Below are 24,554 nucleotides of genomic sequence, written 5' to 3' on the forward strand. Positions count from 1 at the left end.
GGTCACACCATGTTTTCTTGACCTATCCGAACACTACCAAGGGGGTCTGACAGAACTCCCGAACCAATCGACCGACAGTTCGCCTCGCTAGATCTCCAACTCATACGTCCGGACGTCGGCACCATTCCACGACTGCCAAAGGTTGTCGGCGAGGTCGCGGTACGCGGTGGCGCCCTTGTTCTTCCGCCCGCGCATCACTGACGCACCGGAGGCCGAGGCCTCGGCGAAGCGGACGGTCCGCGGGATCGGCGGGTCCAGCACAGGCAGCGCATAGCGGTCCGAGACGTCCGACAGCACGTCGCGACTGTGGGTGGTCCGGGCATCGAACAGGGTCGCGACCGCACCGAGCATCTTGAGGTCCGGATTGGTGATCTGCTGAACTTCAGTGACGGTACGCAGCAACTGTCCGACGCCGCGGTGCGCGAGCGTCTCACATTGCAGCGGGACCACCACCTCGTCGGCAGCGGTGAGTCCGTTGAGCGTCAGAACCCCCAGCGACGGCGGGCAGTCGATGAGCACCACGTCGTAATCCTGCGCCACCTCCGCCAAGGCCCGTTTCAGCGCGTATTCGCGGCCCGGCCGCATCAACAGCAGCGCTTCGGCACCGGCGAGGTCGATGGTGGCGGGCAACAAGGTCACATTGTCGTCGGTATCGAGCAGAACGTCGGCGATGTCCTCGGCGCCGATCAGCACGTCGTGCACCGACTTGGTCAGCTGATCCGGGTCGTGCCCCAGCGAGAAAGTGAGGCAGCCCTGGGGATCGAGATCGACCACGAGAACCGAGACGTCCTCGTCGGCCAGGGCGGCGCCGATCGACGCGGTGGTGGTGGTCTTCGCCACTCCACCTTTCTGATTCGCGATGGCAAGGGTGCGCGTCATGGCCACCACCATACGGTGGCGTCCCTCATACCACCGGGATCAGGCGTCCGGGTCACACGTCCGGCTCACGCGTCCGGCGGCAGATCGTCCGCATTCAGCCAGGTGAGCGACGCCGGCGCGAAGAGCAGCACGAGGACCGCCAGCGCGACGATCGCGACCGGCACCCCGATGAGGGGAAGTCCGCTGCCGGTGATGAGGGTGTAGGCCACCGGCAACAGCAGAATCTGCGCCATCAACGAGACCCCGCGACCCCAGCGCCGTCCGCGAGTCAGGGCGAGGCCTCCCGCGAAGACGCCGCCGCCGATCGCCGCGAACCACGCGGCGGTGCCGTACCCGCTGATCGCGGCCTCGTGGTGCCCTGCCATCTCGCGAATCACAAGGACCACCGCGACGATGAGACCCAGTGCACCCTGGACCGCCGTCACGTAGCCCGCCCAGCGGAGGGTGCTCGGGACGCCGGGAACTCGGCGGATGGGATCAGAACTGCTCACTACTCCAGGGTATGGCCGAGCACCCCCGACTCGTGAATCGGGCTCGTGCCCGATAGTGTGATGCCTCGTGCGCGTCATGCTCATCACCAATCCGTTCGCCACCTTCACGACTGCTGAGGGACGTGACGCGCTGGCCAACACTCTCGATTCCCGATATCACGTCGATGTGGAACACACCACACATCGCGGCCACGCCGGAGAACTCGGGGCGCGCGCGGCCGCCGAAGGCTACGACGCGGTGGTGGTGCACGGCGGCGACGGCTCGGTGAACGAGGCGGCCAACGGCATCCTCGGCTCCCCGGACTCCTTGTCCCGCCCTCCTTCGAGCCTGCCGGCTCTGGGCGTCGTTCCCGGAGGAAGCGCCAACGTCTTCGCGCGGGCCCTCGGGATCGACCGTGACCCCTTGACCGCGACCGCGCAACTCATGGCGATACTCGACCGCGGCGAACGCCGCTCGATCAGCCTCGGCCACACACTCAACCGCTGGTTCCTCTTCAACGCCGGTATGGGCATGGACGCGATCGTCGTCCGCCGGATGGAGGAACTGCGACACAAGGGCAAGAAGGCGACCGCGGGTCGCTACTTCCGGACCACGGTCAGTTCGTTCGTGAAACCCTCCATCACTCCCCCGACGTTCACCGTCGAAGTCCCCGGACGCCCCGCGATCGACGGCGTGCGGTTCGGCTTCGTCAGCAATACCGGCCCGTGGACCTACTTCGGCACCCGGGAGATCCGGACGAATCCACACACCGACTTCGACCACGGACTCGGCATCTTCGCCGCCACGTCGGTCTCCGTGGCACGGAATGTGGTGCTCGGCGCTCGCCTCCTGGCCGGCACCGAACCCAGGGCTCACCATCTGTATCGCGACGACGATGTGGAATGGGTCCGATTCACTTCACCCGAGCCGGCCGACGTCCAGATGGACGGCGACTACCTGGGCGTTTACGACAAGATGGAGTTCGGCTACCGTCGCGCAGTACTGGATGTGGTGGCGGCGCAGAAGGCCGGTTAACCCCTGCGCTACTGGCCGGTAAGCACGTGTTGGGCCGCTTGCCAACCTGTTGTGATCTATCCGGCATTCGCCGCGCAGCTATAGCCAAGCGGCGATGCACAGTAGTACAACAGTTGTTGACGCAATCACCCACCCCCTGCCAAGCGACGTCCTGCGCCCCAAGCCAGGTGAATTCGGTATTGCAGCCCAAGTCGAATTTTGACGATCACGCATGCGTGCGCGACAACGCCGCAGGTTTAGAAGGAGTACGTAATGGACTGGCGCCACAAGGCTATTTGTCGTGACGAGGATCCGGAGCTGTTCTTTCCGGTCGGCACGTCGGGCCCGGCGATCGCCCAGGTTGCTGATGCGAAGCTGGTCTGCCAGCGCTGCCCGGTGACCGCTGAGTGCCTGGCATGGGCCCTTGAGACCGGTCAGGACGCCGGCGTCTGGGGCGGCATGAGCGAGGACGAGCGTCGCGCGCTCAAGCGCCGCAACGCGCGTACCCGCGCCCGCAGCGCCGTCTGACGCGACCCAGTTCACGAAGGGAGCCCCCGGTCCGAGACCGGGGGCTCCCTTCGTGGTCGCGTCCATGTCCTCAGTGGAGGTCGGTCCTCAGCGGGGCTCCTCAGTGCAGGGGAATGTCGAGCCGCACCCGGGTGCCGCCGGTCTCCGGCACCGGTGCGATCTCGATCTGCCCGCCGAGGTCGTTGGACACCAGAGTCCGGACGATCTGCAGTCCCAGCCGGTCCGAAGCCGCCAGATCGAACCCCTCCGGCAGACCGCACCCGTTGTCGGTGACCGTCACCTGCAGGTCGCGCACGTCGCGGATCGCGCCGACCACGATCTCCGCACCGTCCTGGCCAGGAGCGAAGCCGTGCTCGATCGAATTCTGGATCACCTCGGTGAGCACCATGACCAAAGGCATGGCCAGATCGGCGGGCAGGACTCCGAGTCGGTTCTCCCGCCGCACCGTCACGCGCGTACCGCCGTCGGGCAGCCACACGTCCACCAGCGACGACCCCAGTCGGTCGACCACGGTGTCGAGGTCCACCTCTTCGTCGACGCTGCCGGAGAGCATCTCGTGCACCAGCGCGATCGACGAGACGCGCCGTACCGCTTCTCCGAGGGCCGCGGTGGTCTCCGGGTTGCCCGAACGGCGCGCCTGCAGGCGCAGCAGCGCCGACACACTCTGCAAGTTGTTCTTGACGCGATGATGGATCTCGCGGATCGTCGCGTCCTTGCTGATGAGCGCGAGATCGCGCCTGCGCACTTCGGTCACGTCGCGGATCAGCAGGACCGCTCCCCGCGACTGCCCCGCCGATCGGAGCGGCACCGCCCGCAGCAGCACGGTGGCACGGCGCGCGTCGAGTTCCATCCGCAGCGCGATATCCGGAGAGGGCAGGCAGGCGCCGTCGGGGGTTCCGGCGGCCGCGGCGATCATCGCCTCGGCATCGGCAGACTCGAAGGGATCCGTCAGCAGGGCGGCGAGAACCTCAGCGATGCGCGAGCCGCCGAGGTCGGTGGTCCAGCCCATCCGGTGCACGGCCGACAGTGCATTGGGGCTGGCGTACGTGACCGAGCCGTCGACCTCGATGCGGATGAACCCGTCACCCGCCCGCGGCGTCGACAGTCCGAGCGTATTGGCCTCGTCGAGCGGAAAGGCACCCTCGACGACCATCCGGCAGAGCGCCTCGGCGGCGTCGCGGTACGCGGATTCGAGCGGTGACGGCGGACGCGGATCGGAGGCGTCGCCGGCGCGGCCGAGCACCGCGATCACCTCGCCGTCGAAACCGACGGGGATGGCGGTGCGTTCGATGAGCACGTTCCCGAAACGGGTGGCGATGCCCTCGCGCTCGATGACCCCCGACCGCAGCGCCGCGGCCATCAGCGGGTTGGCGCCCTGGGCACTCGCCGGCCGGTCCACCCGATGCCCCACCTCGTCCCGGGGGAACACCGTCGACGCCGTGTTCGGCCGCACCTGAGCCACATAGACCAGGCTCGGGGGCTCTCCGCCCGCACGACCGTCCTCATCGCGGACCGCGAGGAGGTAGTCGGCGAAGGAGAGGTCGGCCAGCAACTGCCATTCGGCCACCAGCCGCTGGAGGTGCTCGGCGGCCGCCGCGGAAAGCGTCGTGTGCTCGGCGAGGAGATCAGTGAGTGTCGCCATGGGCGCGGTTCAGAGCGAATCGGTGCGGCGGCCCGTAACGGTGGTCAGTCCTTCTCGTAGGTGGCGATGATGTCGCCGGCCTGGATCACGTCGCCGACGTTGACCTTGACCTCGGAGAGCACGCCGGCGTCCTCGGCCAGCACCGGGATCTCCATCTTCATCGACTCGAGCAGCACGAGGGTGTCGCCCACGTCGACCCGCTGACCGGCTTGCGCCGAGACCTCGAGGACAGTCGCAACGATTTCATTGACCACGTCTTCCGCCATGGATGACATGGTAACCGAGCGGCCGTTCGGCGCGTTCGCTTGTCGTCGTGATTAACGTCCGCGCCCGGCGACGTGAAATAATCGTCGTCGCATACCGGCCCGCACGATCTAAGGAGGTCCGTCATGGGTAAGCGCGGACGTAAGAAGCGCAGTCGTAAGAAGAACGCAGCCAACCACGGCAAGCGTCCCAACGCCTGAGTCGTCGCACTCAACGACGACGAAGCGGCCCGGCTCCTCGAGGGGATCCGGGCCGCTTCGTCTGTTCTGGCGCGGTGTCAGTCGGACTCGACGCGGTACGTCGTCTGCCGGATACTCACCGATCGGCGGATCTCGACGCGGAGCCGTTCGCGCAGACCGTCCGGGGCGTGGTCCCCGCCGCACTTGCGGCTGATCAGCTCCTTCAGCTGCTGCTGCACCCCGTAGTGCTCGAGGCAGGACGGGCACGCGTTCACGTGGCCCTCCAGTCGCTCGCGCGCACCGGCGTCGCACTCGTTGTCGAGGAGAAGCCAGATGTCTGCCAGGACCGCGGAGCAGTCCAGGTTCTCGAATTCACTCTCGCCGGCGCCACTCATTTCGCCACCTCGCTGGTCCGTCCGAAACCACGCTCCCGAGCGACGTCGGCCAGCAGATCGCGCAACTGGCGGCGGCCGCGGTGCAGACGCGACATGACGGTGCCGATCGGGGTGTCCATGATCTCGGCGATCTCCTTGTACGGGAGCCCTTCGACGTCGGCGTAATACACGGCCATCCGGAAGTCCTCCGGCAGCTTGCTCAACGCCTCTTTGATCTCGTCGTCCGGCAACGCGTCGAGCGCCTCGATCTCCGCCGAACGCAGACCCGTGGACGTGTGCTCCGCGTTGGCCGCGAGCTGCCAGTCGGTGATCTCGTCGGTCGGATACTGCGCCGGCTGGCGCTGCTTCTTGCGGTAGGAGTTGATGTAGGTGTTCGTCAGGATCCGGTACAACCAGGCCTTGAGATTGGTGCCCTCGCGGAACGACGCGAACGCCGAGAACGCCTTGATGTAGGTCTCCTGCACCAGGTCTTCGGCGTCGGCCGGGTTGCGCGTCATGCGCAGCGCGGCACCGTACATCTGGTCGAGGAGGGGCAACGCGTCCCGCTCGAACCGCTCGGTGAGCTGCTCGGGCGTCTCGGCCGGTGCTGGACTGTCAGATGACACGAACTTCCCTTCGCCGGAAATGTGCTCCACCAAGTCTAGCGATCCACGCGCCGCGCGGGCGCCCTCCGGCCGTCCACGCACGGTCGCACCACGGTCCAGGGTTGCTGCAGCCACGCCTGCGCCACCTCCTTCAGTCCGTCCACCCGAGTCGGGTCGTTCGCTCATCGACTCGGTCAACAACCCGTCCGCGCAGTTTGTTCCGGCGTGCCAGCATTGAAGGATGTGCGGACGCTATGCAGTGACCACCGACCCGGCCAGACTCGCCGCCGAGATCGACGCGGTGAACGAGGTGCCTGCGGACACGGTACGGGAGTCGTACAACGTCGCGCCGACCACGACGGTGATGACGGTGGTGCAACGCCACGAGCACGGTCGGCCCGACGACATCCCCGCGCGGCGCGTGCGGGCGATGCGGTGGGGCCTGGTGCCGTCGTGGACGAAGGAACTGGGCAAGGGGCCGCTGCTGTTCAACGCACGCGCCGAGACCCTCGCCGACAAACCGGCCTTCCGCGGGTCGCTGGGAGGCAAGCGGTGCCTGGTGCCGATGGACGGCTGGTACGAGTGGAAGCCCGGTCCGCCGGGAGCGAACGGCAAACCGACCAAGGTCCCGTTCTACATGACGCCCGCCGACGGCACCCGCCTGTTCATGGGCGGTCTGTGGGCGGCGTGGCGGCCGGCGCAGGCCCGCGCCGCCGGCGACGATTCGCAGTGGATCTCGAGTACGACGATCATCACCACCGACTCGGTGGGGCCGTTGCGCGAAGTCCATGACCGAATGCCGCTGATCATGCCGGTGGAGTTCTGGGACGCCTGGCTCGATCCCGATCACCGCGCGGATCCCGATCTGTTGGCGCCGCCGGCCGCCGAGTTGGCCGAGGCGATCGAGATCCGCGAGGTGTCGAGCCTGGTGAACCGTGTCGCAAACGACGGTCCCGAACTTCTCGAACCCGTCGGAACCGTGGGATAGTCGGTGGCCATGAGCCCTGAACGTCCCGGATTCCTGCAGAAGATCGGCTATCTGCTCGGCCGACCGCTGCCCGGATCGATGCGGGACTGGATCGTCGAGGACCTCACCGGTCCGGGACATATCCGTCGCTACGTGATCCGCGGGCTGCTGCCGGTGATCCCCCTGTTCGTCGCCTTCATGTTCATTCCGGGGATGCTGTGGGTGAAGCTGGGAATGGTGGTTCTGCTACTGATCCCGTTCCTGTACTTCCAGGTGGCGCTCAGCCGCGTCTACCGCCGACATCTGCTGGTCAACAACGGCCTCGACCCGGCGCTGCTCGACAAGGTCAGGATCCAGCGCGCCGATTCGATTCACGACGAGTACCGCGAGCGGTACGGGCGCTGAGCGGTAGTCGGGCAGCCGCCGCGGCGAGGATGCGCGCGAGGTCGCCGGGACGACTCCACATCGGCCAGTGTCCGGTCGGCAGGTCGACGAAGTCGACGTTCTCGAGGTTCAACACCTCGGCGAACATCGGGTGACCCGCTTCGGCCGACTCCATGATCCGCGCTGCCGGAATCGAGCAGCACACCAGAGTGGCCGGGACCGCCAGACGCGCGTCGTCGGTGAGTTCCACGCGCCCGCGCAGCACCGGACCGGGGCTCCGGCACTGCCCTGACTCGAAAACGGTCGAGAGCGTCGGGGCTCAGGCCCTCGAGATTGGCCTGCTGCCCGAGCACGTCGAAGGGCGGCAGGGGGAGCTCGTCCGAGTCGTCGGACGCATCCGGTGCGAAGACGCTGCCGGAGGCGACCGGCCCACTGTCGACCCACACCACCCGGCCGATGAGTCCGGGATGGCGATCGAGCACAAGGCTCATCGGAGAATTGGCTCCGCTGTGCGCCACGACGACCACCGGCTGTGTCTCGGAGGCCTCAGCCCGGGTCATGGCCTGCTCGATCGCCGCCACTTGGTCATCGAGCGTTCTGGACGCCCTATGATCGCCGGGTCAGGTCTGACGGACGTAGGCGATACCCCTCCCCCACCGGTGCCGCGAGATCACGAGTACACGTAATCACTGACCGGGAAGTTGGCCTGCTCGTACAGCGTCGTCAGGGTCGCGTTGGGCCGCAGGAGCGTCGCCTCACCGTGCTGGTTGAAGTAGTAGCTGCGCGACGTGGAGCAATCACCGGCGTAGAACACCGACGATGCGAGGTTTCGGGTCGCGCGGTCGAGGAACTCGGCATTGGCCCGCTCCGTGACCTCGAAGCGAGTCGCACCGCGGCGGCGCATCTCCCCGAACAGCCTCGCGATGTGCTTCATCTGGCCTTCGATGGTGGTGAAGTACGACAATCCGCTGTACGAGTACGGGCTGTTCAGCGTCAGGAAGTTCGGGAACTTCGGAACACTGATCCCCTCGTACGCCTGAAACCTGCCCTCGCGCCACCACTTCCCGAGATCGCGGCCGTCACGGCCGACGATCGTGAACGCGGGAAAGTTCACATCCCACAGGTTGAACCCAGTCGCCAGGACCAGGGTGTCGACGTCGACCCGCCGTCCGTCGGCCAGGACGATTCCGCCGGGCACGACGGAATCGATCGTGGCCGTCTCGAGATGGACGGTCGGCTGGTTGAACACGCGGAAGTACGTGTTGGAGAACGTCGGCCGCTTGCAACCGAAGTCGTAATGCGGCGTCAACGCTCTCCTGATCGCCTCGTCGCGCACCTGCAGCCGCATGTGGGTCTTCGCGAGCAGCGCCGCGAGCCGATTGCCCGGCTTGGCCTGCCGGTAGTGCAGCACCCCGAATACCATCAACGCCTCGAGCAGCGAGGTGTTGACCGCGCGGGCCGCCTTCTGCGCCAACGGGATCCGGGCGAAGAGATGCTGCACGGGACGCGGGATCGGAAAGTCGATCTTCGGCACCACCCAGATGGGCGTCCGTTGGAAGACAGTGAGTTCGCGCGCCGTGCGGGCGATCTCGGGAATCAACTGCACCGCGGTGGCACCGGTCCCGATCACCGCGGCGCGCTTGCCGCCGAAGTCGTATCCGTCGGGCCACGCCGTGGTGTGAATGATGTCGCCCGCGAAGGTGTCGATCCCCGGGAAGTCGGGGGTGTGCGGCTGCGAGAGGAACCCGGTCGCGGTCACCAGGTACCGGGCCGTGCGGACTGTACCGTCGGCGGTGCGCACGGCCCAGCACTCCTTCGCCTCGTCCCAGTCGGCGCGCTCGACGACCGCCCCGAACTCCATATGGCGCCGGAGGTCGTACTTGTCGGCGACGTGTTCGGCGTACCTCTTGAGTTCGGCTCCGGGCGCGAACAGCCGCGACCAGTAGGGGTTGGGTTCGAAGGAGTACGAGTAGGTGACCGATGCGATGTCGACGGCCAGTCCCGGATAGTGGTTCACGTGCCAGGTGCCGCCGAGGTCGTCCTCCCGTTCGAGGATCGCGATGTCGTCGACGCCGAGCCGTTTGAACTCGATTCCCGCGCCCATGCCGCCGAAGCCCGCTCCGACGATCACCACCTCGTGGTCGACCCGTCGCTGACTCATCACCGTCTCCGATCCACGAACCTCTTTAGTGTGACGTGCAGTACACGTTAACTCGCGAGGCCGACGATGAACAGGTTCCGCGATCGCCGCGAGCATCGTTTGCGGGCCGGGGCACGGTTGGCATGATGGATTCGAGGGCCCGCATGCACGAGCCCTTCGCCCACCAGGCGCGCGAAGGGCGGGCCGGCCGCACGATCAGGGCCGAATCCGATTGACACACAAGAGAGTTGGAGCAGACATGGCCAAGAAGATCATTGCCACCGGTTACGGCGACCCGGCCGACGTCCTCGCGGTGACCGACGTCGACGTCCCCTCCCCCGGCCCCACCGACGTGGTCGTCGCCGTGCGCGCCGCCGGTCTCAACCCGTACGACGTGAAGCTCGTGCGCGGCGTCATGGGCACCAAACCCGAGAAGCTCCCGCTGTCGCTCGGCGCCGAGGTCGCGGGCGTCGTCCATGCCGCGGGCGCGGAGTCCGGATACCGAGCCGGCGACGAGGTGGTCGTCTACCCGGCGGCGGCCGCACTCGCCGAGTACGTCCTCGCCGACGCCGATCGCGTCCACCGCAAGCCGGCCGATCTAGGCTTCGCCGAGGCGTCGTCGTTGCTCTTGGCCGGCGTCACCGCGGTCGACACGCTCGCCACCCTCGGTGTCACCGGAGACGACGTCCTGTTGGTTCACGGTGGCGCCGGTGCGGTCGGGTCGATCGTCGTGAGCGAGGCGGTGGCCGCCGGAGCCACGGTCATCGCCACGGCCTCCGACCGCAACCACGATCATCTGCGCGAGTCGGGCGCGGTCCCGGTGGCGTACGGAGAGGGACTGGCCGAGGCCATCACCGAGGCTCGGGACGGCAAGCGCGTCACCGGGGTGATCGACACCGTCGGCACCGACGAGGCGATCGACGTCTCCCTCGACCTCGTCGCGCCGCACCGGATCGTGAGCGTTGCCGCGTGGGGCAGAGTCGACGACGGCATCGTCGTCGTCGACGGAAGCAGCGAGCAGAGTCGCCACCATCGCCGTGCGGCAGTCGAGCCGCTCCTCGAGGACGCCGCTTCCGGACGGATCACTGTCGATATCGCCCGCACCTTCGGGTTCGACGATGCGGCCGAGGCCTTCGACGAACTGCTCGGTGCGCACCCTCGCGGGAAGTACGTCTTCGAACCGAAATAGCGGGCGTTCGTACGGGGCGGCGTCAGGACTTGCGGCCGCCGAAGAAGAGCGCTCCCGCGCCGACGATCGCCAGCCCGATGAGGACCACCCAGAACGCGGCCTTCAGCAGCGGGCCGATGATCGACAGGGCGATCAGCACGGCGATGACGATCAGCACGATCTTCCAGACCGACGTGCTGTTGGACTTCCGGGGTTCCAGGTTTGTACTCATGACTCCACGGTGGTCGCTCCCGGCCGATATGTCACCCCTCGACCGCCGATACCAGGGAAAGTTCAGGGTCCTCCCGGACCGGTGGAATACCGAGAGGGCCCGCGGGCGTTGGTCGTTGAATGGCAGAGAACACGATTCCGGAGATCACCCTCAACAACGACGTCCGCATTCCGCAACTCGGGTTCGGCGTCTTCCAGATCGCACCCGCCGACACCAAGGAGGCCGTCCTGACGGCCTTGGAAGCCGGTTATCGCCACATCGACACCGCCCAGATGTACGGCAACGAGCGCGAGGTGGGCGAGGCCGTCCGAGAGTCCGGGCTCGACCGCGCCGAGATCTTCGTGACCAGCAAGCTCAACAACAACGCGCATGATCCGGAGGCGGCTCGCGACGCCACCGCGCGCAGCATCGACGCACTGGGCATCGGCCCGATGGATCTGTATCTGGTCCACTGGCCGATGCCCGCGGTCGGCGACTTCACCGATACCTGGCGTGCCATGGAGCGCTTCTACGAGGACGGACAGACGCGTGCGATCGGCGTCTCGAACTTCCAGATCGGACACCTCGAGCGACTGCTCGCCGAGACCGAGGTGGTGCCCGCGGTGAATCAGATCGAGGTCCACCCGTACCTCTCTCAGACCGAACTGCGCGAGTACAACGCGTCCAAGGGCATCGAGACCGAAGCGTGGTCGCCCATCGCCCAGGGCGACGTTCTCGACGACCCGGAGTTGAAGGCGATCGCGGCGCAGACGGGCCGGACGGTCGCGCAGGTGGTGCTGCGGTGGCATGTCCAGCTCGGCAACATCGTCTTTCCGAAGTCGACCACCCCGTCACGGATCGTCGAGAACCGGGACATCTTCGACTTCGAACTGACCGACGAGCAGATGTCCCGCATCGATTCGCTCAACGCCGACCGTCGCCGCGGCCCGAACCCGGACGAGTTCAACTGGATTCCCGAGTGAGCCCCGCACCCCGATAGCCCGAGGATCGATCCGGACTCCCCGCGCACCGGCGCGCGCACGACGCCGACCGGTGCGCGGGGATTCTGGTGTGCCGACCGCGCCGCATAGCATCGACGGTATGAAGTTCTCCCGCCGCGCCGAAGCCGTCAGCCCGTTCTACGCGATGGAATTCGGCAAGCACGCCGCGGCGCTCGAGGCACAGGGGCATCACGTCGTGAAGCTCAATCTCGGTGAACCCGATTTCGGAGCGCCTCCGGCGTTTCTGCGCGAGGTCCGGCGCATCAGCGACGGGCGGCCCCTCCCCTACACCGGTGCTCTCGGCCTCGACGACCTGCGGCGGGCGATCGCCGGATTCACCACCGAGCACTTCGGTGCACGAGTGGCGCCGGAACGCGTCGTGGTCACCACCGGTGCCTCGGCGGCGCTGCTCCTGTCCTGCGCGGCCCTGATCGATCCCGGTGACGAGGTGCTGGTGGCCGACCCCTCGTACCCGTGCAACCGGCGTTTCGCCGAGAGCTTCGGCGGCCGAGTGCGGTTGCTGGAGACCTCGCCGGCGACGCGTTTCCAGCTCGACGCGCAAACGGTGGCAGACCGATGGCGCCCCGAGACGCGCGGGGTGATGGCGGCGACTCCGTCGAATCCCACGGGTACGTCACTGCCGCACACCGAGCTGGTCGAGTTGTGCGGAACGGTCTCCGAACGCGGAGGGTGGCGCATCGTCGACGAGATCTACCTCGGCCTGGCCGATGACGGGCCGGACGGGCCGCCCCGCAGTGTCGCGGCCGACGACCCGGGCGCCATCGTGATCAACAGCTTCTCGAAGTACTTCGGTATGACGGGCTGGCGGCTCGGATGGGCCATCGTGCCGGAGGCGATGATCCCCGTCGCCGAGCGGCTCGCCCAGAACTACTACATCTGCCCGCCGACACCGTCTCAAGTCGCCGCGCTCACGTGCTTCGAGCCCGAGACCCTCGCAGTGGCCGAGGACCGTCGCGCTCAGTTCCGGGCACGTCGCCGACTGGTTCTCGACGGGCTGGAGCGCATCGGTCTCGATGTGCCGGTCCGGCCCGACGGCGCCTTCTACGTCTACCTCGACGTGTCGGGCACCGGGCTCACGTCCAGCGAGTTCTGCGAGACCGCCCTCGCGCAGGCCCACGTGGCGCTGACCCCCGGCAAGGACTTCGGCGACGCCGGAGCGGAGCGCTTCGTCCGGCTCAGCTACGCGGCGTCCGAAGAGGATCTCGCCCTGGCGATCGACCGACTGGGCGACCTGATGAACCGGATCTGATCGCGGCGTTCTGCCCGACAGGCTAAGAATGTCGCATGCGCCTTCGACGACGGTCCCTGTTCGCCTCGGTCGCGATCGCGACGGTCTCGGGCGTAGCCTCGTGCACCGCGGCACCGCCCGACATGGGCGAACTCCCGCCGACCGCGATCGCGGCGATCTCCGTCGGTCAGGTGGTTCTGCCGAACCCGACCTCGGCCGCGAACGTGATCGTCGCGTTCGACGCGAAAGGCGACGAGGTCGGCCGGATCACCGGCGGCAGCGAGTACGACTCGACCGTGGCGCGGCTCGGCGACGGGATCTTCGGCATCGCCGGAAGCGGTGCCGTGGTGCTGCGGCCCGGGGAGAAGACCGTGACCGGCCCCGGAGGCCGCCGACGCATCGTCGGCTCCGCAACCGACCCCGACACCGGGCACGCCGTCATGTGGAACACCTTCGACACCACCCGGTACGTGCTCGTCGATCCCCACCGCAAGCCGTTCGGATCCGAGATCCCGGGCCGGCTCGCCATGGTCGCGCACTGTGAACACGGCTGGTACGCGGCCACCACCGAGACCGGACGCCCCTCGTCACGCGTCCAGCTCCGGCGCCTCGGCGAACCTGGCGCGAGCGTCGCGGTCGACCTGCCTGCGGATGTCTTCACCCGACTGCCGGCGGTCTGCGCCCCGAACGGTCGCGACCTCATCACGCTGCTGAAACCGATCGACGACGACACCGGCCCGCTACTGATGTCCATCGATCCCGAAACCGGGCGAACGGTGTCTCGCGAATTGGCCGGGCCGGATCATCCGTTGCGCGGCCATGTTCAGGCCTTCACCCGTCTCGACCACGATGTGTACCTCATCGGCTCGGACAACGGGGTGTACCGGTCACCGGTGTCCGGAGAACCCGCGGCGCCGGACAAGGTCTGGCAACTCCCCGGCGCCCACTCGACGACCAGGATGTTCGTGAGCGGAGCCAAAGTGCTCGTGGTATCCGGGCGAGACGAACCCGCCTACGGCGAGTACGACCTGCGGACCGGACGCCAGATCCGCGCACCGATTCGGCTCCCGTGGCTGCCGGGTCTCACCGACGGAGGGATCGACGTCACCGGCGCCGCGGACGTCATACGCTCAGCGCCTCGGCCAACCGCTCCACGAACACCGCCTGGGCGGCGTTGAGCTTGATCCGCGCCGCGTCAGCCCCGAACCACTCCCCACGGTCGATCTCGGGGAACTCCTGCACCCGGCCCGACTTGGGCGGCCACACCGTCTCGAAGGTGTTGCTCACGATGGCGCCGGCGTCGAGATCGCCCTCGAGTGCGAAGCCGACGACGCGTTTGCCGCTGCGCAGTCGGACCTCGCCGAGGTCGATTGCCGGGCCGTCGGGCGCAGGCCGACCGGTCTCTTCGGCGAACTCGCGGCGGGCGGCCGCGAGCGGCTCCTCGCCCTCGTCGATCAGCCCCTTCGGGATCGACCACGCACCGTCGTCCCTGCGTGCGAAGAACGGGCCGCCCGGATGCACCAGCAGCACCTCGAATCCCGCCGGCCGACGGCGGTAGAGCAGGATTCCGGCGCTGAACTGGGCCTTGGGCATGCGACCAGGGTAGGCCCCACGACTACGGTGGAGCCATGGAGATCCTTTCGAGCCGGACCCTGCTGATCTCACCCGACCCCGAGGCGCTGACCGCCTTCTACCGCGACCGACTGCGACTGGCGGTGGCCCGCGAGTACCCGGGCGGCACCGTCTTCCACGCGGGCACGGGTCTGATCGAGATTCCCGCGCACATGGCCGCCACCGCCGCCGGCGAGACCGGTGACGTGCTGTGGCTGCAAGTCCGCGACATCGCCGCCACCCGGGAGGCCCTCGCCGCCGAACAGGTCCCGATCGTCGCCGAACCGGAGACCAAACCGTGGGGCCTGATCGAGATGACCGTGGCCGATCCCGATGGGCGCCGCCTGATCGTGGTCGAGATCCCCGCGGACCATCCGCTGCGCCGGGACGTGCGCGGTTGACGACGTGAGAGACTGAAACCCATGAGCAATTGGGTCGCGCCCTTCCTTGACCGCCCCGTCGACTCCGTGGTCGACCTCCCCGGCTCCAAGTCCATCACCAATCGCGCGCTCATCCTGGCCGCGCTCGCCACCGGCCCGTCCCGCATCACCGGCACCCTCCGATCCCGCGACACCGACCTCATGCTCGATGGACTCGCCGCCATCGGGGTCGGCGTCGACTGCCACCCGGACGACCCGACCACCGTCGACATCACTCCGCGTCCCCTGCATGCCGGCTCCATCGACTGCGGCCTGGCCGGGACCGTGATGCGTTTCCTGCCCGCGGTGGCGGCGCTCGCGACCGGCGACGTGACCTTCGACGGCGACGAACAGGCGCGCAGCCGACCGCTCGGCACCGTCCTCGACGCGCTCCGTGCGCTCGGCGCCGAGATCGACGGCGACGGGCTGCCGTTCACCGTTCACGGCCGGGGCGGGGTGCCGGGCGGACCGGTCACCATCGACGCATCGGCCTCGTCCCAGTTCGTCTCCGGTCTTCTGCTGTCGGCCGCCCGTTTCGAATCCGGCATCTCGATCACCCACTCCGGGGCACCGGTGCCGTCCATGCCGCACATCGACATGACCGTGGAAATGCTCGAAAAGGCCGGCGTCCGAGTGGAGTTCGATGCGACGGCCACCCGCTGGCGGGTGGCGCCGACGGCCGTCACAGCCGTCGACTGGACAGTGGAGCCGGACCTGTCGAACGCTGCCGCCTTCCTCGCGGCCGCACCGGCCACCGGCGGGCGGGTCAGCGTGCCGCGCTGGCCCGCCACCACCACCCAGCCGGGGTCCGCGATCGTCGGCATTCTGGAACGGATGGGCGCTTCGGTCGTCCACGCGCCCGACGGCCTCCTCACGGTCCGCGGCAACGGCCGCCCGAGGGCGATCGAGGTGGATCTGCACGAGGTGGGCGAGTTGACTCCGACGGTCGCCGCCCTGTGCGCGCTCGCCGACGGCACCTCCGTACTGCGCGACATCGCCCACCTCCGAGGCCACGAGACCGATCGGCTCTCCGCGTTGAGCACCGAGATCAACCGCATCGGCGGGCAGTGCCGGGAGACTGACGACGGCCTCGTCATCACCGGGCGCGAGGCAGCCGACCTGGAACCCGCACTCTGGCACAGTTACGCCGACCACCGCATGGCCACGGCGGGCGCCCTCATCGGCCTCCGCGTCGACGGTCTCACCGTCGAGAACGTCGAGACCACCGCGAAGACCCTGCCCGATTTCGTGAAGATGTGGGAGGCGATGGCGGGGACCGCATCGTGAGCACCCGGGCGGGAACGGTTCGCGGCCGCACCTACGACGAGTCCGACGTACGGATCCGGCCCGGCAAGGGCAGTCGGCCGCGCACCAAGAACCGTCCGGCGCACGACGACGCCGAGACGGCCATGGTGGTCTCGGTGGATCGCGGCCGCTGGGGTTGCGTTCTGGACGGCGATCCCTCCCGCCCGCTCGTCACCATGCGCGCCCGCGAACTCGGCCGGACGCCGATCGTGGTCGGCGACCGCGTGGGTGTCGTCGGCGACCTCTCCGGCCGCCCCGACACGCTCGCCCGCATCGTCCGGGTCGACGACCGCAGCACGGTGCTCCGCCGCACCGCGGACGACAACGATCCGTACGAGCGGATCGTGGTCGCCAACGCCGACCGATTGCTGATCGTCACCGCGCTGGCCGACCCGCCGCCCCGGACCGGTTTCGTCGAACGCGCCCTGGCCGCGGCGTACGCCGGCGGACTGTCGCCGATCCTGTGTCTGACCAAGTCAGATCTCGCCGAGCCAGAGGAGTTCGCCGCACACTTCGCCGACCTCGAACTGCCGGTGGTGACGGCGGGTCGCGACGACGACCTCGGTCCCCTGTGGGACACCCTCGACGGTCACCTCACCGCCCTCATCGGACACTCCGGCGTCGGCAAGTCGACTCTCGTCAACCGGCTCGTCCCCGATGCGGACCGGGCCACCGGCGAAGTGTCCGGCGTCGGCAAGGGCCGCCACACGTCGACACAATCGGTGGCACTGCCGCTGCCCGGAGAATCCCCCGGGGCGCCGCCGCGCGGCTGGGTGGTCGACACCCCGGGCATCCGCTCGTTCGGCCTCGCGCACGTGACGCCGGATCAGATCGTCGACGCCTTCGACGATCTGCGCGACGCGATCGACGACTGCCCGCGCGGCTGCACCCACCTCGGCCCGCCGGCCGATCCCGAATGTGCGCTCGACGCACTCACCGGCAGCTCCCATCGGCGGGCGATGGCCGTGCGGGAACTGCTCAGGTCCGCGACGTCCACCGCTGCGGACGAGACACCGGTTCAGCAGCCGGAGGGCTGACCGCGGACGGCGGCCAGCCGTGCGGCATCAGCGGCGCCGTTCGGTGCGCCGGCGGCTCCGTCGCCTGGCGCGCACTTGCGCCAGCGCGGTCTTGAGCCCGCCGCCGAGCTTCGGCAGTCCGTCGAACCGGCGCTCAGAGGCGGTCTCGGGCGCGTCGTCGCTGGTCGCGATGAGGAAGCGGTCCGGCAGCGCGAGTTTGTTGATGGTCCGCAGCGTACGGAGGTACTGCATGGTGAGCGAACCGGTGTTGTACGGCAGGTCGTACTTCTCGCACAATTCGCGCACCCGCACCGAGATCTCGGCCATCCGGTTGCTCGGCAGATCGGGGTACAGATGATGCTCGATCTGGTAGCAGAGGTTGCCGCTGAGGAAGGCCAGCGCGGGCCCGGCCTCGAAGTTGGCCGTCCCCAGCATCTGGCGCAGGTACCACTGGCCGGACGTCTCGTCCTCGAGTGTCTCGACGGTGAACTTCTCCGCACCGTCGGGGAAGTGCCCGCAGAAGATGACCACGTAGGCCCAGAGATTCCGGATGAGGTTGGCCGTCAGATTCGCTGTCAGCGTGCGCGTGAAGTTGGGGCCCGACAGCGCCGGGAACAGGACGTAGTCCTTGCCGATCTGCCGGACGATCTTGCGCGCGAACAATTCGATCTCCGGACGCGCCTGCTCCATCGGTTTGCGGCCGGCGATGACCTCTTTGAGGTCGAGGTCGTGCAGGCCGATGCCCCACTCGAAGGTGGCGGCGAGCATGAGATTGAACAGCGGCTGGAACGCGCGGCGGGGTTCCCACGGCTCGTCGCGCGTCACCCGGAGGATCTTGTAACCCACATCGTGATCCATGCCGATCACGTTGGTGTACTTGTGATGGATGTAGTTGTGGGAGTGCTTCCAGTGAGGTGAGGCGCAGACCATGTCCCACTCCCACGTCGTGGAGTGCACCTCGGGATCGTTCATCCAGTCCCACTGGCCGTGCATCACATTGTGGCCGAGTTCCATGTTCTCGATGATCTTGGCGACCGACAGTGCGCCGGTGCCGAGCAGCCACAGCGACCGGCGGTGGCTGCCGAGCAGTGCGAGCCGGCCCAGGACCTCGAGTCCGCGCTGGGCGTAGATGGTCCGCCGCAGGTAGCGGCGGTCCTGCTCGCCCAGACTCGACTCGATCTCGCGGCGCAGCATATCGAGTTCCGCACCCAGTGCCTCGACATCGGCGTCCGTCAGGTGCGCGTACTCATTGATATCTGAAATCGCCATCGATCACATTATGCCCGCGCGGGTGCGCGGCGGCTCCTCCGGCGCTCATTCAGGCTCACGATCGCAGTCTTGAGGCCCCGGCGACGTCCGGTCGCGGGATCGACCGTCGACACCAGACGCACCTGTTCGGACTCCTTGAACCGCCTCTCCGAGGCGGTCTCCGGAGCGTCGTCCACCGTGCCCGAGAGGTACTTGTTCGGCAACGACAGCTTGGCGATGGTGCGCCACGACTTCGCGTACTGCACGGGGAACGAACCCGTCGTGTACGGCAGGTCGTACTCCGCGCACAGCGCCTGCACCCGCACCGCGATCTCCGCGAGCCGATTGCTGGGCAGATCGGGGAAGATGTGGTGCTCGATCTGGTACGAGAGGTTCCCGCTCATGAAGGCCAGGACCGGGCCCGACCGGAAGTTGGCGCTTCCGAGCATCTGGCGCAGGTACCACTCACCGCGAGTCTCGCTGTCGACGTCCTGCTTGGTGAACTTCTCCGCACCGTCCGGGAAGTGCCCGCAGAAGATGACCGCGTTCGACCACACATTGCGGATCACGTTGGCCATCACATTCGCGGTGAAGGCCTTGCGGGCCCCGGAGCGCGAGCGGGTGACGGCCCCGACGAGCGCCGGGTACACCACGTAGTCCTTACCCGCCTGGCGCCCGATCTTGACGCCCACGTCGCGCAGGTCCTTCCGGAACTGGTCCTTCTCCTCCTGCGTCCGGCGCTTGCGTCCCAACTCGAGATGTTGCGCGGCGACACCGTACTGGAAAGCGAGCGCCAGGACCGTGTTGTAGGCGATGTTGCCGAGGTTGAACGGCCGCCAGCGCTGGTCGCGCGTCACGCGGAGCAGGCCGTAGCCCACATCGTCGTCCATGCCGAGCACGTTGGTGTACTTGTGATGGATGAAGTTGTGCGTGTGCTTCCAGTGAGCACTGGGTCCGGTGTTGTCCCATTCCCACGAAGTGGAATGCACCTCGGGATCGTTCATCCAATCCCACTGCCCGTGCATCACGTTGTGCCCGAGCTCCATGTTCTCGACAATCTTCGCGACTCCGAGAGCCGACGCCCCGGCCCACCACAGAGCCCGATTGCGCGCACCGAAGGTCAGCGCGCGACCGGCGGCCTCGAGCGTCCGCTGGAATGCGATCGTGTTGCGGATGTACCGCGCGTCGCGTTCACCGCGATCGGCTTCGATGTCCGCGCGGATCTGGTCGAGCTTCGCACCCAGTTCTTCGACGTCCGCGTCGGTCAGATGGGCGTATTCGGGGATGTCGGAGATCGCCATGCCACTCCTCGTTGCCTACGACTTCGTAACTTACGTAAGCGTAGGTTACGGTTCCGTAGGCTGTCCACCCCGCGACGACGTGGTCCACGTCATAGGCACCGATTCACACGTCGAGCGTGCAGTCTCCCGCCGCGGCGCTCACGCAGGTCTGGATGCGCTCACCCTCCACGTGCTCCACGCCCGTCCGCAGATCACGCACGCACCCCTTGTCGAGCATCACGACGCAGCTCTGGCAGATCCCCATGCGGCAGCCGAAGGGCATCAGCACGCCCGCCTGTTCGCCGGCCTCGAGAAGCGTCGTGGCACCGTCGACCTCGATCTGCCGATCCGGCGTGCCGAACGTGACGACGCCGCCCTCGGCACCGTGAGCACCGCGTTCCAGCGCGAACCGCTCGATGTGCAGATTCTCCTGAATACCCGCTTCGTCGAACTGTTCGCTGAGCATGTCCAGGAACCCGCCCGGACCACAGGCCCAGGTGGCGCGCTCGGCCCAATCCGGACACAGCGCTCGCAGCTGCGCCGGCGTCACCTTGCCGTCGGTGCGGGTGAACTGCAGGTGCAGGTCGATCAGGCCCTCGTCGGCCATCCGCCGGAGTTCGTCGCCGAAGAGCAGATCGTCCTCCGTGGGAACCGAGTGGATCAGCCGGACGTCGGCGCGCTGAGCGCGTCGGCGCATCGTGCGCAGCATCGAGATGATGGGCGTCAGACCGCTGCCCGCGGTCGCGAACAGGATCTTCTCCGGCAGCGGGTCGGGCAGGACGAATTCACCGGCGGGCGCCGCCAGGCGCACCACGGTGCCGGGTGCCAGCCCCTTCACCAGATGCGACGAGAGGAATCCCTCCGGCATCGCCTTCACCGTGATCGATACCGTCCGCTGCGCGCGCGACGACTCCGGCTCGGAGGTCAGTGAGTAGGAACGCCACGTCCAGCGTCCGTCGACCAGGACGCCGATGCCGATGTACTGGCCCGGGTGGTAGTCGAACGAGAAGCCCCAGCCCGGCCGGATGACGATGGTCGCGCTGTCCGCGGTCTCCTCGGTCACCGAGACCACCTTGCCGCGCAATTCCCTCGCCGACCACAGCGGATTGGCCAGGTGCAGGTAGTCGTCCGGCAACAGCGGGGTGGTCACGCGAGCGAAGGCCGCTCGAAGCAGCCGGGCACGCTTGTGCCTGGCCGCCACGTCGGCCGCCGGTGCCTCGAATCGTTCACGCCACGCCATCGCGCGCCTCCTCCGCCCGGTTCCGGGCCGCCCCGGAACACCTAACTTACGATTCCGTAGGTTAGCGTTTCGGGGCGCCGAGGGCGAATGGAGCGCACGTCAGTCGCGTCGCGGATCAGGCCAGCAGCGTCCCCGGGGCCGGTGTGTACGGCGTGAAGAACTGATTGGCCGGCGCACCGGCCAGCGTCATCTCCAGCGCGGCCACCGACATTCCGTCGATCTGCTCGCGGATGATGTCGGCGTGCCCGGCATGCCGGGCGTACTCCTCCACCTGGTGGCACATGTAGTACCGATTCTTCATCGGCCGCGACTCGTAGACACCCGCCCACGGCGCGGGCGGCGCCATCGCCTCCCCGTCGGGATCGCTGCTCCGCATCGCTTCGAGGAACTCGGCGCGCGCGGCGTCGAACCGCTCGATGATCCCGGCCGCAGTCTCGTCGTCGGTGAGCGCGAAGCTCCCCATGTACTCGGCCAACGCCGCCTCGTCGAGCACCAGTTCGCCGGCGGTGCCGTTCAACTGCGCTGCGGCCCCGCGTAGACCGCGTTCGATGTGTTTGATGAGTCCGCCGATCGAGAGCACGCTGCGACACGGCGTCTGTCGGGCCTGAGCCTCCGTGAGTCCGAACGCCGCGGCCCGCAGCGCTCCGAGCTGTTGATCGGCGTAGTTGATGAGGCCGGTGAGTTCGTCGTCTCGGGCCGGTGCGTACATGGTGTCCTCCTGGGGTCGGTGTTCCTCGCCCATTCAGACTCACAAGCATTCCGGACAGTTCTCGTCCGGTACTGAAAAGTTCTCTGGAGAAGTCTTCGGGGACTTCAGAGAAGTTCCAGGAGGAACGGCAGTTCCTGCGTGGCGTACCAGCCGAGGTCGTGGTCCTCCACGTCTCCGACCGCCAGCTCGCCGTCCTCATCGCCGAGGTCGGCGCGGTCGATCACCTCGACCGCCGCCCGCACTGCGTTCTCGGCGTCTGAACCGTCGACGTGGACGGCGACGATGTCGCCGTGCGGGATCGTTCCGGCGACCCTGACCACCGCGTCGTCGAGATCCGGACGCGGCGTCGCCTCGGCGTCCGCGACCACCACCACCCGGCGCACCGGAAGCTCCGAGTCGTCGACGGCCAGCAGTCGCAGCGACGCCCGGGCGGCCTCCCGGAGCGCCACCTCCGACAGTTCCTCGTCGTCACCGGCCACATACGCCTCGCGCAGCGCCGGTGTCAGCGCGAAACCGGTGCCTCCGACCGGTTCGAAGGCCCGGCCGGGTTCGGCCACCAGCCGTTCGATCATCGCCAGGGTGGCCGGCAGATAGACGCGCATGAGATGCCTTTCGATCGGGGTCGGGAGGGTCGGCGGGCCCTGTCGTCACCGGTTGCCGGGGTCCGGGGAACCGTCGTACGACTGCCCGCTCGCAAGCAGTTCGTCCAGCGACTCGGTGACGTATTCGGCCATGGCGGGGAGGTCGACCACCACGGCCCGGTCGGCGATGAAGGCGAACTGCACCTGGTTCGCGTACTCGTTGACACTGATGCCCAGAGCTCTCTGCGCGGCGAGCGTCGGAATGGTGAAGATTCCGGTGATGGGGATCCCGCCGACGAACTTGCGGCCGATCCGCTTGGCGCTCATCGAGATCGGCACGTTGTACGACCGCTGGAACAGGCCCGCGAACGCCCGCGTGGACCGGTCGGCGAAGGGCACCAGCCCGAACTCCGGAAGCAGGGGGCGCAGCCCCTGCGACATCCGCCGTGTGGACTGGGAGTAGCGATTCGCGAGACCGGCCACCTGCATCAGCCGGACGGCGGGTGCGTCCTCCCCCACCGGCAGGTCGGTGACGAACTCCGTCCCGCCGACCACGATCCACGAGCCGCTCGGCTCTCCTTCGACGGTGTCCGGATCGCGAGCCGCGAGCGGCATGGTGGCCCGCATCGTCTCGCCGTGGCCGACGGTGTCCTTGATCGACAGCGACCACCGGCGCAGCACGCCGGTGATGATGGCCAGCACCACGTCGTTGAACGAGCACTCGAAACGGTTCGCCACCGCCTCGAGATCGCGGCGGGACACCGACGAGAAGGCGAACAGCCGCGACGACGTGGTGACCGCGTTCAGCGGGCTGTCGGGGGCGGAGTTGACCATCTGAGAGACGGCGTCGCCGACCAGACGGACCGATTTGTCGGCCACCGACCAGAGATCGGCGACCGGGCCGTTGCCGCGCAGCAGGGTGTCGACCATCTCACCGGGCCGGGCCATCGCCTCGGCCAGCGCTCCGACGGTCAACGAGGCCGCTCCGGGCGGCCGCCGCGGCATCCACAGATCCTCCGCCATCGGGGCGGCGTCCGCGACGTCGTCGCAGATCACCTCGCTCAATTCCGGGTTGCCGGTGCCGCCCAGCAGACAGCGGTGCGTCTTGGTCAGGATCACCGACCGGCCGCGGCTGAGTCCCTCGATCAGGTACATCTCCCACAGCGGCCGGGTCCGGTCGAGTGGGCGCGACATGAGCCGCGAGACCAACTCCTGCAGTTGTTCGGAGTCACCCGGCTGCGGCAGCGCGGACAATCTGATGTGGTAGTTGATGTCGAACTCACGGTCGTCCACCCACACCGGACGCGCCAGCCCGAGCGTCACCTCGGTGATCACCTGGCGGTACCGGGGTGCCGCCTGCAGTCGGTTCTCCACCAGCGAGACGAGCGAGTGGTAGTCGATCCCGGTCGCGTCGTCCTTCCGAAGCTTGCTCGGGTCGAGGATCAACAGCGCTCCGAGGTGGGCGGTCGTCCCCGCCCCGTCCAGGAAGTAGAACATCGCCTCGTCCGGCGACAGCCGATTCACCATGATGCGTCGAGTTTATGCCGATCGCGGGCGTCCGCGGAATCATCGCCGGCGCGGCCTCACACCACGGCCTCAGACGATCGCGAACTCGACGATCACCCAGCGTTCCGCGATCCGGCGCGGTCCGCCCCGCGACGGCAACGGCACCGACCGGATCTCGATGCGGCCGGCCACCGCACGCACTCGGCGTCCCCGCACGAAGGTGCCGAAGTAGGCGGCCTGGCGCGGTCCACCGATCTGCAGGTGGACTCGCAGCAGCCGCGCCGTCTCAGCACTCCCCGACGGCCCGGCCCGATGCTGGAGCAGTGAGCCCACCTGCGATTGCACCTCGGCCGAGACCGTGCGCAGCAGATGGTCCACCGGTCGGCGACCGTCGAGCACCTCCAGCATCTGCTGCAACGCGTACACCGTCGCCGACCGCGCTGCACCGGCACGGTCCGCATCCGTCCGCTCAGCGCCGTTCCGAACCGGCGGCGCCGGCCGGTCGACGATCCCATTACCCCCGAGTGTGTTCACCGTCATATCTATCGGACGCACCCGGGGCG

29 protein-coding genes are annotated in these 24,554 nt (G+C 68.0%); 12 read left to right on the plus strand and 17 right to left on the minus strand.

Annotation, left to right across the window (positions count from 1 at the left end; genetic code table 11):
- Positions 1-87: 87 nt before the first annotated feature.
- Together ACK8HH_RS13925 and ACK8HH_RS13930 are read right to left on the minus strand one after the other, a co-directional pair.
- Positions 88-879 (minus strand): ParA family protein, encoded by a 792-nt coding sequence (locus tag ACK8HH_RS13925; RefSeq protein WP_039867080.1) that lies wholly within the window; start codon positions 877-879, stop codon positions 88-90.
- A gap of 65 nt (positions 880-944) precedes the next feature.
- Positions 945-1,370, minus strand: coding sequence for a hypothetical protein (locus ACK8HH_RS13930; protein ID WP_039867043.1), 426 nt, complete (start codon positions 1,368-1,370; stop codon positions 945-947).
- Positions 1,371-1,437: 67 nt separating this feature from the next.
- Here ACK8HH_RS13930 and ACK8HH_RS13935 point away from each other — a divergent pair, with 67 nt between their 5' ends.
- Together ACK8HH_RS13935 and ACK8HH_RS13940 are read left to right on the plus strand one after the other, a co-directional pair.
- Positions 1,438-2,385, plus strand: a complete 948-nt coding sequence (locus ACK8HH_RS13935; protein ID WP_006895532.1) for a diacylglycerol/lipid kinase family protein — start codon at positions 1,438-1,440, stop codon at positions 2,383-2,385.
- 252 nt (positions 2,386-2,637) lie between these two features.
- Complete coding sequence (locus tag ACK8HH_RS13940; RefSeq protein ID WP_006895533.1) at positions 2,638-2,892, plus strand: WhiB family transcriptional regulator; 255 nt, start codon at positions 2,638-2,640, stop codon at positions 2,890-2,892.
- Between the two features lie 100 nt (positions 2,893-2,992).
- On the opposite strand, the gene ACK8HH_RS13945 is transcribed toward ACK8HH_RS13940, so the two are convergent.
- Both ACK8HH_RS13945 and ACK8HH_RS13950 read right to left on the minus strand, forming a co-directional pair.
- Positions 2,993-4,534, minus strand: coding sequence for a sensor histidine kinase (locus tag ACK8HH_RS13945; RefSeq protein ID WP_062365830.1), 1,542 nt, complete (start codon positions 4,532-4,534; stop codon positions 2,993-2,995).
- 44 nt (positions 4,535-4,578) lie between these two features.
- Positions 4,579-4,800 (minus strand): biotin/lipoyl-binding carrier protein, encoded by a 222-nt coding sequence (locus tag ACK8HH_RS13950; protein ID WP_006895535.1) that lies wholly within the window; start codon positions 4,798-4,800, stop codon positions 4,579-4,581.
- Positions 4,801-4,923: 123 nt separating this feature from the next.
- Here ACK8HH_RS13950 and ACK8HH_RS13955 point away from each other — a divergent pair, with 123 nt between their 5' ends.
- Positions 4,924-4,998, plus strand: coding sequence for a 50S ribosomal protein bL37 (locus ACK8HH_RS13955; protein WP_371865352.1), 75 nt, complete (start codon positions 4,924-4,926; stop codon positions 4,996-4,998).
- Between the two features lie 77 nt (positions 4,999-5,075).
- Here ACK8HH_RS13955 and rsrA read toward each other — a convergent pair whose 3' ends face one another.
- Together rsrA and ACK8HH_RS13965 are read right to left on the minus strand one after the other, a co-directional pair.
- Positions 5,076-5,372 (minus strand): mycothiol system anti-sigma-R factor, encoded by a 297-nt coding sequence (gene rsrA, locus ACK8HH_RS13960; RefSeq protein WP_045537950.1) that lies wholly within the window; start codon positions 5,370-5,372, stop codon positions 5,076-5,078.
- Positions 5,369-6,142, minus strand: coding sequence for a sigma-70 family RNA polymerase sigma factor (locus tag ACK8HH_RS13965; protein ID WP_411815630.1), 774 nt, complete (start codon positions 6,140-6,142; stop codon positions 5,369-5,371). The genes rsrA and ACK8HH_RS13965 overlap by 4 nt, the downstream gene beginning before the upstream one ends.
- A gap of 55 nt (positions 6,143-6,197) precedes the next feature.
- Here ACK8HH_RS13965 and ACK8HH_RS13970 point away from each other — a divergent pair, with 55 nt between their 5' ends.
- Both ACK8HH_RS13970 and ACK8HH_RS13975 read left to right on the plus strand, forming a co-directional pair.
- On the plus strand, positions 6,198-6,944 hold the full coding sequence (locus ACK8HH_RS13970; RefSeq protein WP_006895538.1) for an SOS response-associated peptidase: 747 nt from the start codon (positions 6,198-6,200) through the stop codon (positions 6,942-6,944).
- Between the two features lie 9 nt (positions 6,945-6,953).
- Positions 6,954-7,328, plus strand: coding sequence for a DUF5313 family protein (locus ACK8HH_RS13975; RefSeq protein ID WP_045537954.1), 375 nt, complete (start codon positions 6,954-6,956; stop codon positions 7,326-7,328).
- Here ACK8HH_RS13975 and ACK8HH_RS13980 read toward each other — a convergent pair.
- Together ACK8HH_RS13980 and ACK8HH_RS13985 are read right to left on the minus strand one after the other, a co-directional pair.
- Positions 7,270-7,572 carry a hypothetical protein gene (locus ACK8HH_RS13980; RefSeq protein WP_231875640.1) on the minus strand — a complete coding sequence of 101 codons (303 nt, stop codon included), beginning with the start codon at positions 7,570-7,572 and terminating at the stop codon, positions 7,270-7,272. The two genes, ACK8HH_RS13975 and ACK8HH_RS13980, sit on opposite strands and share 59 nt — an antisense overlap.
- A gap of 405 nt (positions 7,573-7,977) precedes the next feature.
- The gene (locus ACK8HH_RS13985; RefSeq protein WP_006895541.1) at positions 7,978-9,468 is read right to left on the minus strand and encodes a flavin-containing monooxygenase; all 1,491 of its coding nucleotides are present in this window, start codon (positions 9,466-9,468) and stop codon (positions 7,978-7,980) included.
- A gap of 238 nt (positions 9,469-9,706) precedes the next feature.
- On the opposite strand from ACK8HH_RS13985, the gene ACK8HH_RS13990 reads away from it, so the two are divergent.
- Positions 9,707-10,636, plus strand: a complete 930-nt coding sequence (locus ACK8HH_RS13990; RefSeq protein ID WP_006895542.1) for a quinone oxidoreductase family protein — start codon at positions 9,707-9,709, stop codon at positions 10,634-10,636.
- A gap of 22 nt (positions 10,637-10,658) precedes the next feature.
- Here the strand turns inward: ACK8HH_RS13990 and ACK8HH_RS13995 are convergent, their stop codons facing one another.
- Positions 10,659-10,847 carry a hypothetical protein gene (locus tag ACK8HH_RS13995; protein WP_039867048.1) on the minus strand — a complete coding sequence of 63 codons (189 nt, stop codon included), beginning with the start codon at positions 10,845-10,847 and terminating at the stop codon, positions 10,659-10,661.
- A 119-nt stretch (positions 10,848-10,966) separates the two neighbouring features.
- Here ACK8HH_RS13995 and ACK8HH_RS14000 point away from each other — a divergent pair, with 119 nt between their 5' ends.
- The 3 genes from ACK8HH_RS14000 (at position 10,967) to ACK8HH_RS14010 (ending at position 14,254) form a co-directional block, all read left to right on the plus strand.
- Complete coding sequence (locus tag ACK8HH_RS14000) at positions 10,967-11,809, plus strand: aldo/keto reductase (RefSeq protein WP_006895543.1); 843 nt, start codon at positions 10,967-10,969, stop codon at positions 11,807-11,809.
- A gap of 118 nt (positions 11,810-11,927) precedes the next feature.
- On the plus strand, positions 11,928-13,097 hold the full coding sequence (locus ACK8HH_RS14005; protein WP_006895544.1) for an aminotransferase class I/II-fold pyridoxal phosphate-dependent enzyme: 1,170 nt from the start codon (positions 11,928-11,930) through the stop codon (positions 13,095-13,097).
- A gap of 35 nt (positions 13,098-13,132) precedes the next feature.
- A complete protein-coding gene (locus tag ACK8HH_RS14010; protein WP_006895545.1) occupies positions 13,133-14,254 on the plus strand; it encodes a hypothetical protein in 1,122 nt (373 codons plus the stop codon).
- Here the strand turns inward: ACK8HH_RS14010 and ACK8HH_RS14015 are convergent.
- Positions 14,199-14,669: an NUDIX domain-containing protein gene (locus ACK8HH_RS14015; protein WP_006895546.1), complete on the minus strand. Its 471-nt coding sequence runs from the start codon at positions 14,667-14,669 to the stop codon at positions 14,199-14,201. The genes ACK8HH_RS14010 and ACK8HH_RS14015 overlap by 56 nt on opposite strands.
- A 35-nt stretch (positions 14,670-14,704) precedes the next feature.
- Between ACK8HH_RS14015 and ACK8HH_RS14020 the strand changes: the two genes are divergently transcribed.
- From ACK8HH_RS14020 to rsgA, 3 genes are read left to right on the plus strand one after another with little or no spacing between them, the layout of a single operon-like run.
- On the plus strand, positions 14,705-15,088 hold the full coding sequence (locus ACK8HH_RS14020; protein ID WP_006895547.1) for a VOC family protein: 384 nt from the start codon (positions 14,705-14,707) through the stop codon (positions 15,086-15,088).
- A 21-nt stretch (positions 15,089-15,109) separates the two neighbouring features.
- A complete protein-coding gene (aroA, locus tag ACK8HH_RS14025; protein ID WP_412475273.1) occupies positions 15,110-16,393 on the plus strand; it encodes a 3-phosphoshikimate 1-carboxyvinyltransferase in 1,284 nt (427 codons plus the stop codon).
- Positions 16,390-17,448, plus strand: coding sequence for a ribosome small subunit-dependent GTPase A (gene rsgA / locus ACK8HH_RS14030; RefSeq protein WP_006895549.1), 1,059 nt, complete (start codon positions 16,390-16,392; stop codon positions 17,446-17,448). The genes aroA and rsgA overlap by 4 nt, the downstream gene beginning before the upstream one ends.
- Before the next feature lie 27 nt (positions 17,449-17,475).
- Here rsgA and ACK8HH_RS14035 read toward each other — a convergent pair whose 3' ends face one another.
- The 7 genes from ACK8HH_RS14035 to ACK8HH_RS14065 form a co-directional block, all read right to left on the minus strand.
- Positions 17,476-18,696, minus strand: coding sequence for a fatty acid desaturase family protein (locus ACK8HH_RS14035; RefSeq protein WP_006895550.1), 1,221 nt, complete (start codon positions 18,694-18,696; stop codon positions 17,476-17,478).
- 8 nt (positions 18,697-18,704) lie between these two features.
- On the minus strand, positions 18,705-19,976 hold the full coding sequence (locus ACK8HH_RS14040) for a fatty acid desaturase family protein (RefSeq protein ID WP_006895551.1): 1,272 nt from the start codon (positions 19,974-19,976) through the stop codon (positions 18,705-18,707).
- 103 nt (positions 19,977-20,079) lie between these two features.
- Positions 20,080-21,195, minus strand: a complete 1,116-nt coding sequence (locus tag ACK8HH_RS14045) for a ferredoxin reductase (protein ID WP_006895552.1) — start codon at positions 21,193-21,195, stop codon at positions 20,080-20,082.
- A gap of 115 nt (positions 21,196-21,310) precedes the next feature.
- On the minus strand, positions 21,311-21,904 hold the full coding sequence (locus ACK8HH_RS14050; RefSeq protein WP_039867081.1) for a DUF664 domain-containing protein: 594 nt from the start codon (positions 21,902-21,904) through the stop codon (positions 21,311-21,313).
- A gap of 104 nt (positions 21,905-22,008) precedes the next feature.
- Complete coding sequence (locus ACK8HH_RS14055) at positions 22,009-22,506, minus strand: DUF6912 family protein (protein ID WP_006895554.1); 498 nt, start codon at positions 22,504-22,506, stop codon at positions 22,009-22,011.
- Positions 22,507-22,551: 45 nt separating this feature from the next.
- Positions 22,552-24,012 (minus strand): wax ester/triacylglycerol synthase family O-acyltransferase, encoded by a 1,461-nt coding sequence (locus ACK8HH_RS14060; protein WP_006895555.1) that lies wholly within the window; start codon positions 24,010-24,012, stop codon positions 22,552-22,554.
- A gap of 69 nt (positions 24,013-24,081) precedes the next feature.
- Positions 24,082-24,531 carry an Rv3235 family protein gene (locus ACK8HH_RS14065; RefSeq protein ID WP_260868579.1) on the minus strand — a complete coding sequence of 150 codons (450 nt, stop codon included), beginning with the start codon at positions 24,529-24,531 and terminating at the stop codon, positions 24,082-24,084.
- Between the last annotated feature and the right edge of the window lie 23 nt (positions 24,532-24,554).

The sequence above is a fragment of the Gordonia sp. LUNF6 genome, assembly GCF_047041125.1.
Taxonomy (GTDB): Bacteria; Actinomycetota; Actinomycetes; order Mycobacteriales; family Mycobacteriaceae; genus Gordonia; species Gordonia sihwensis.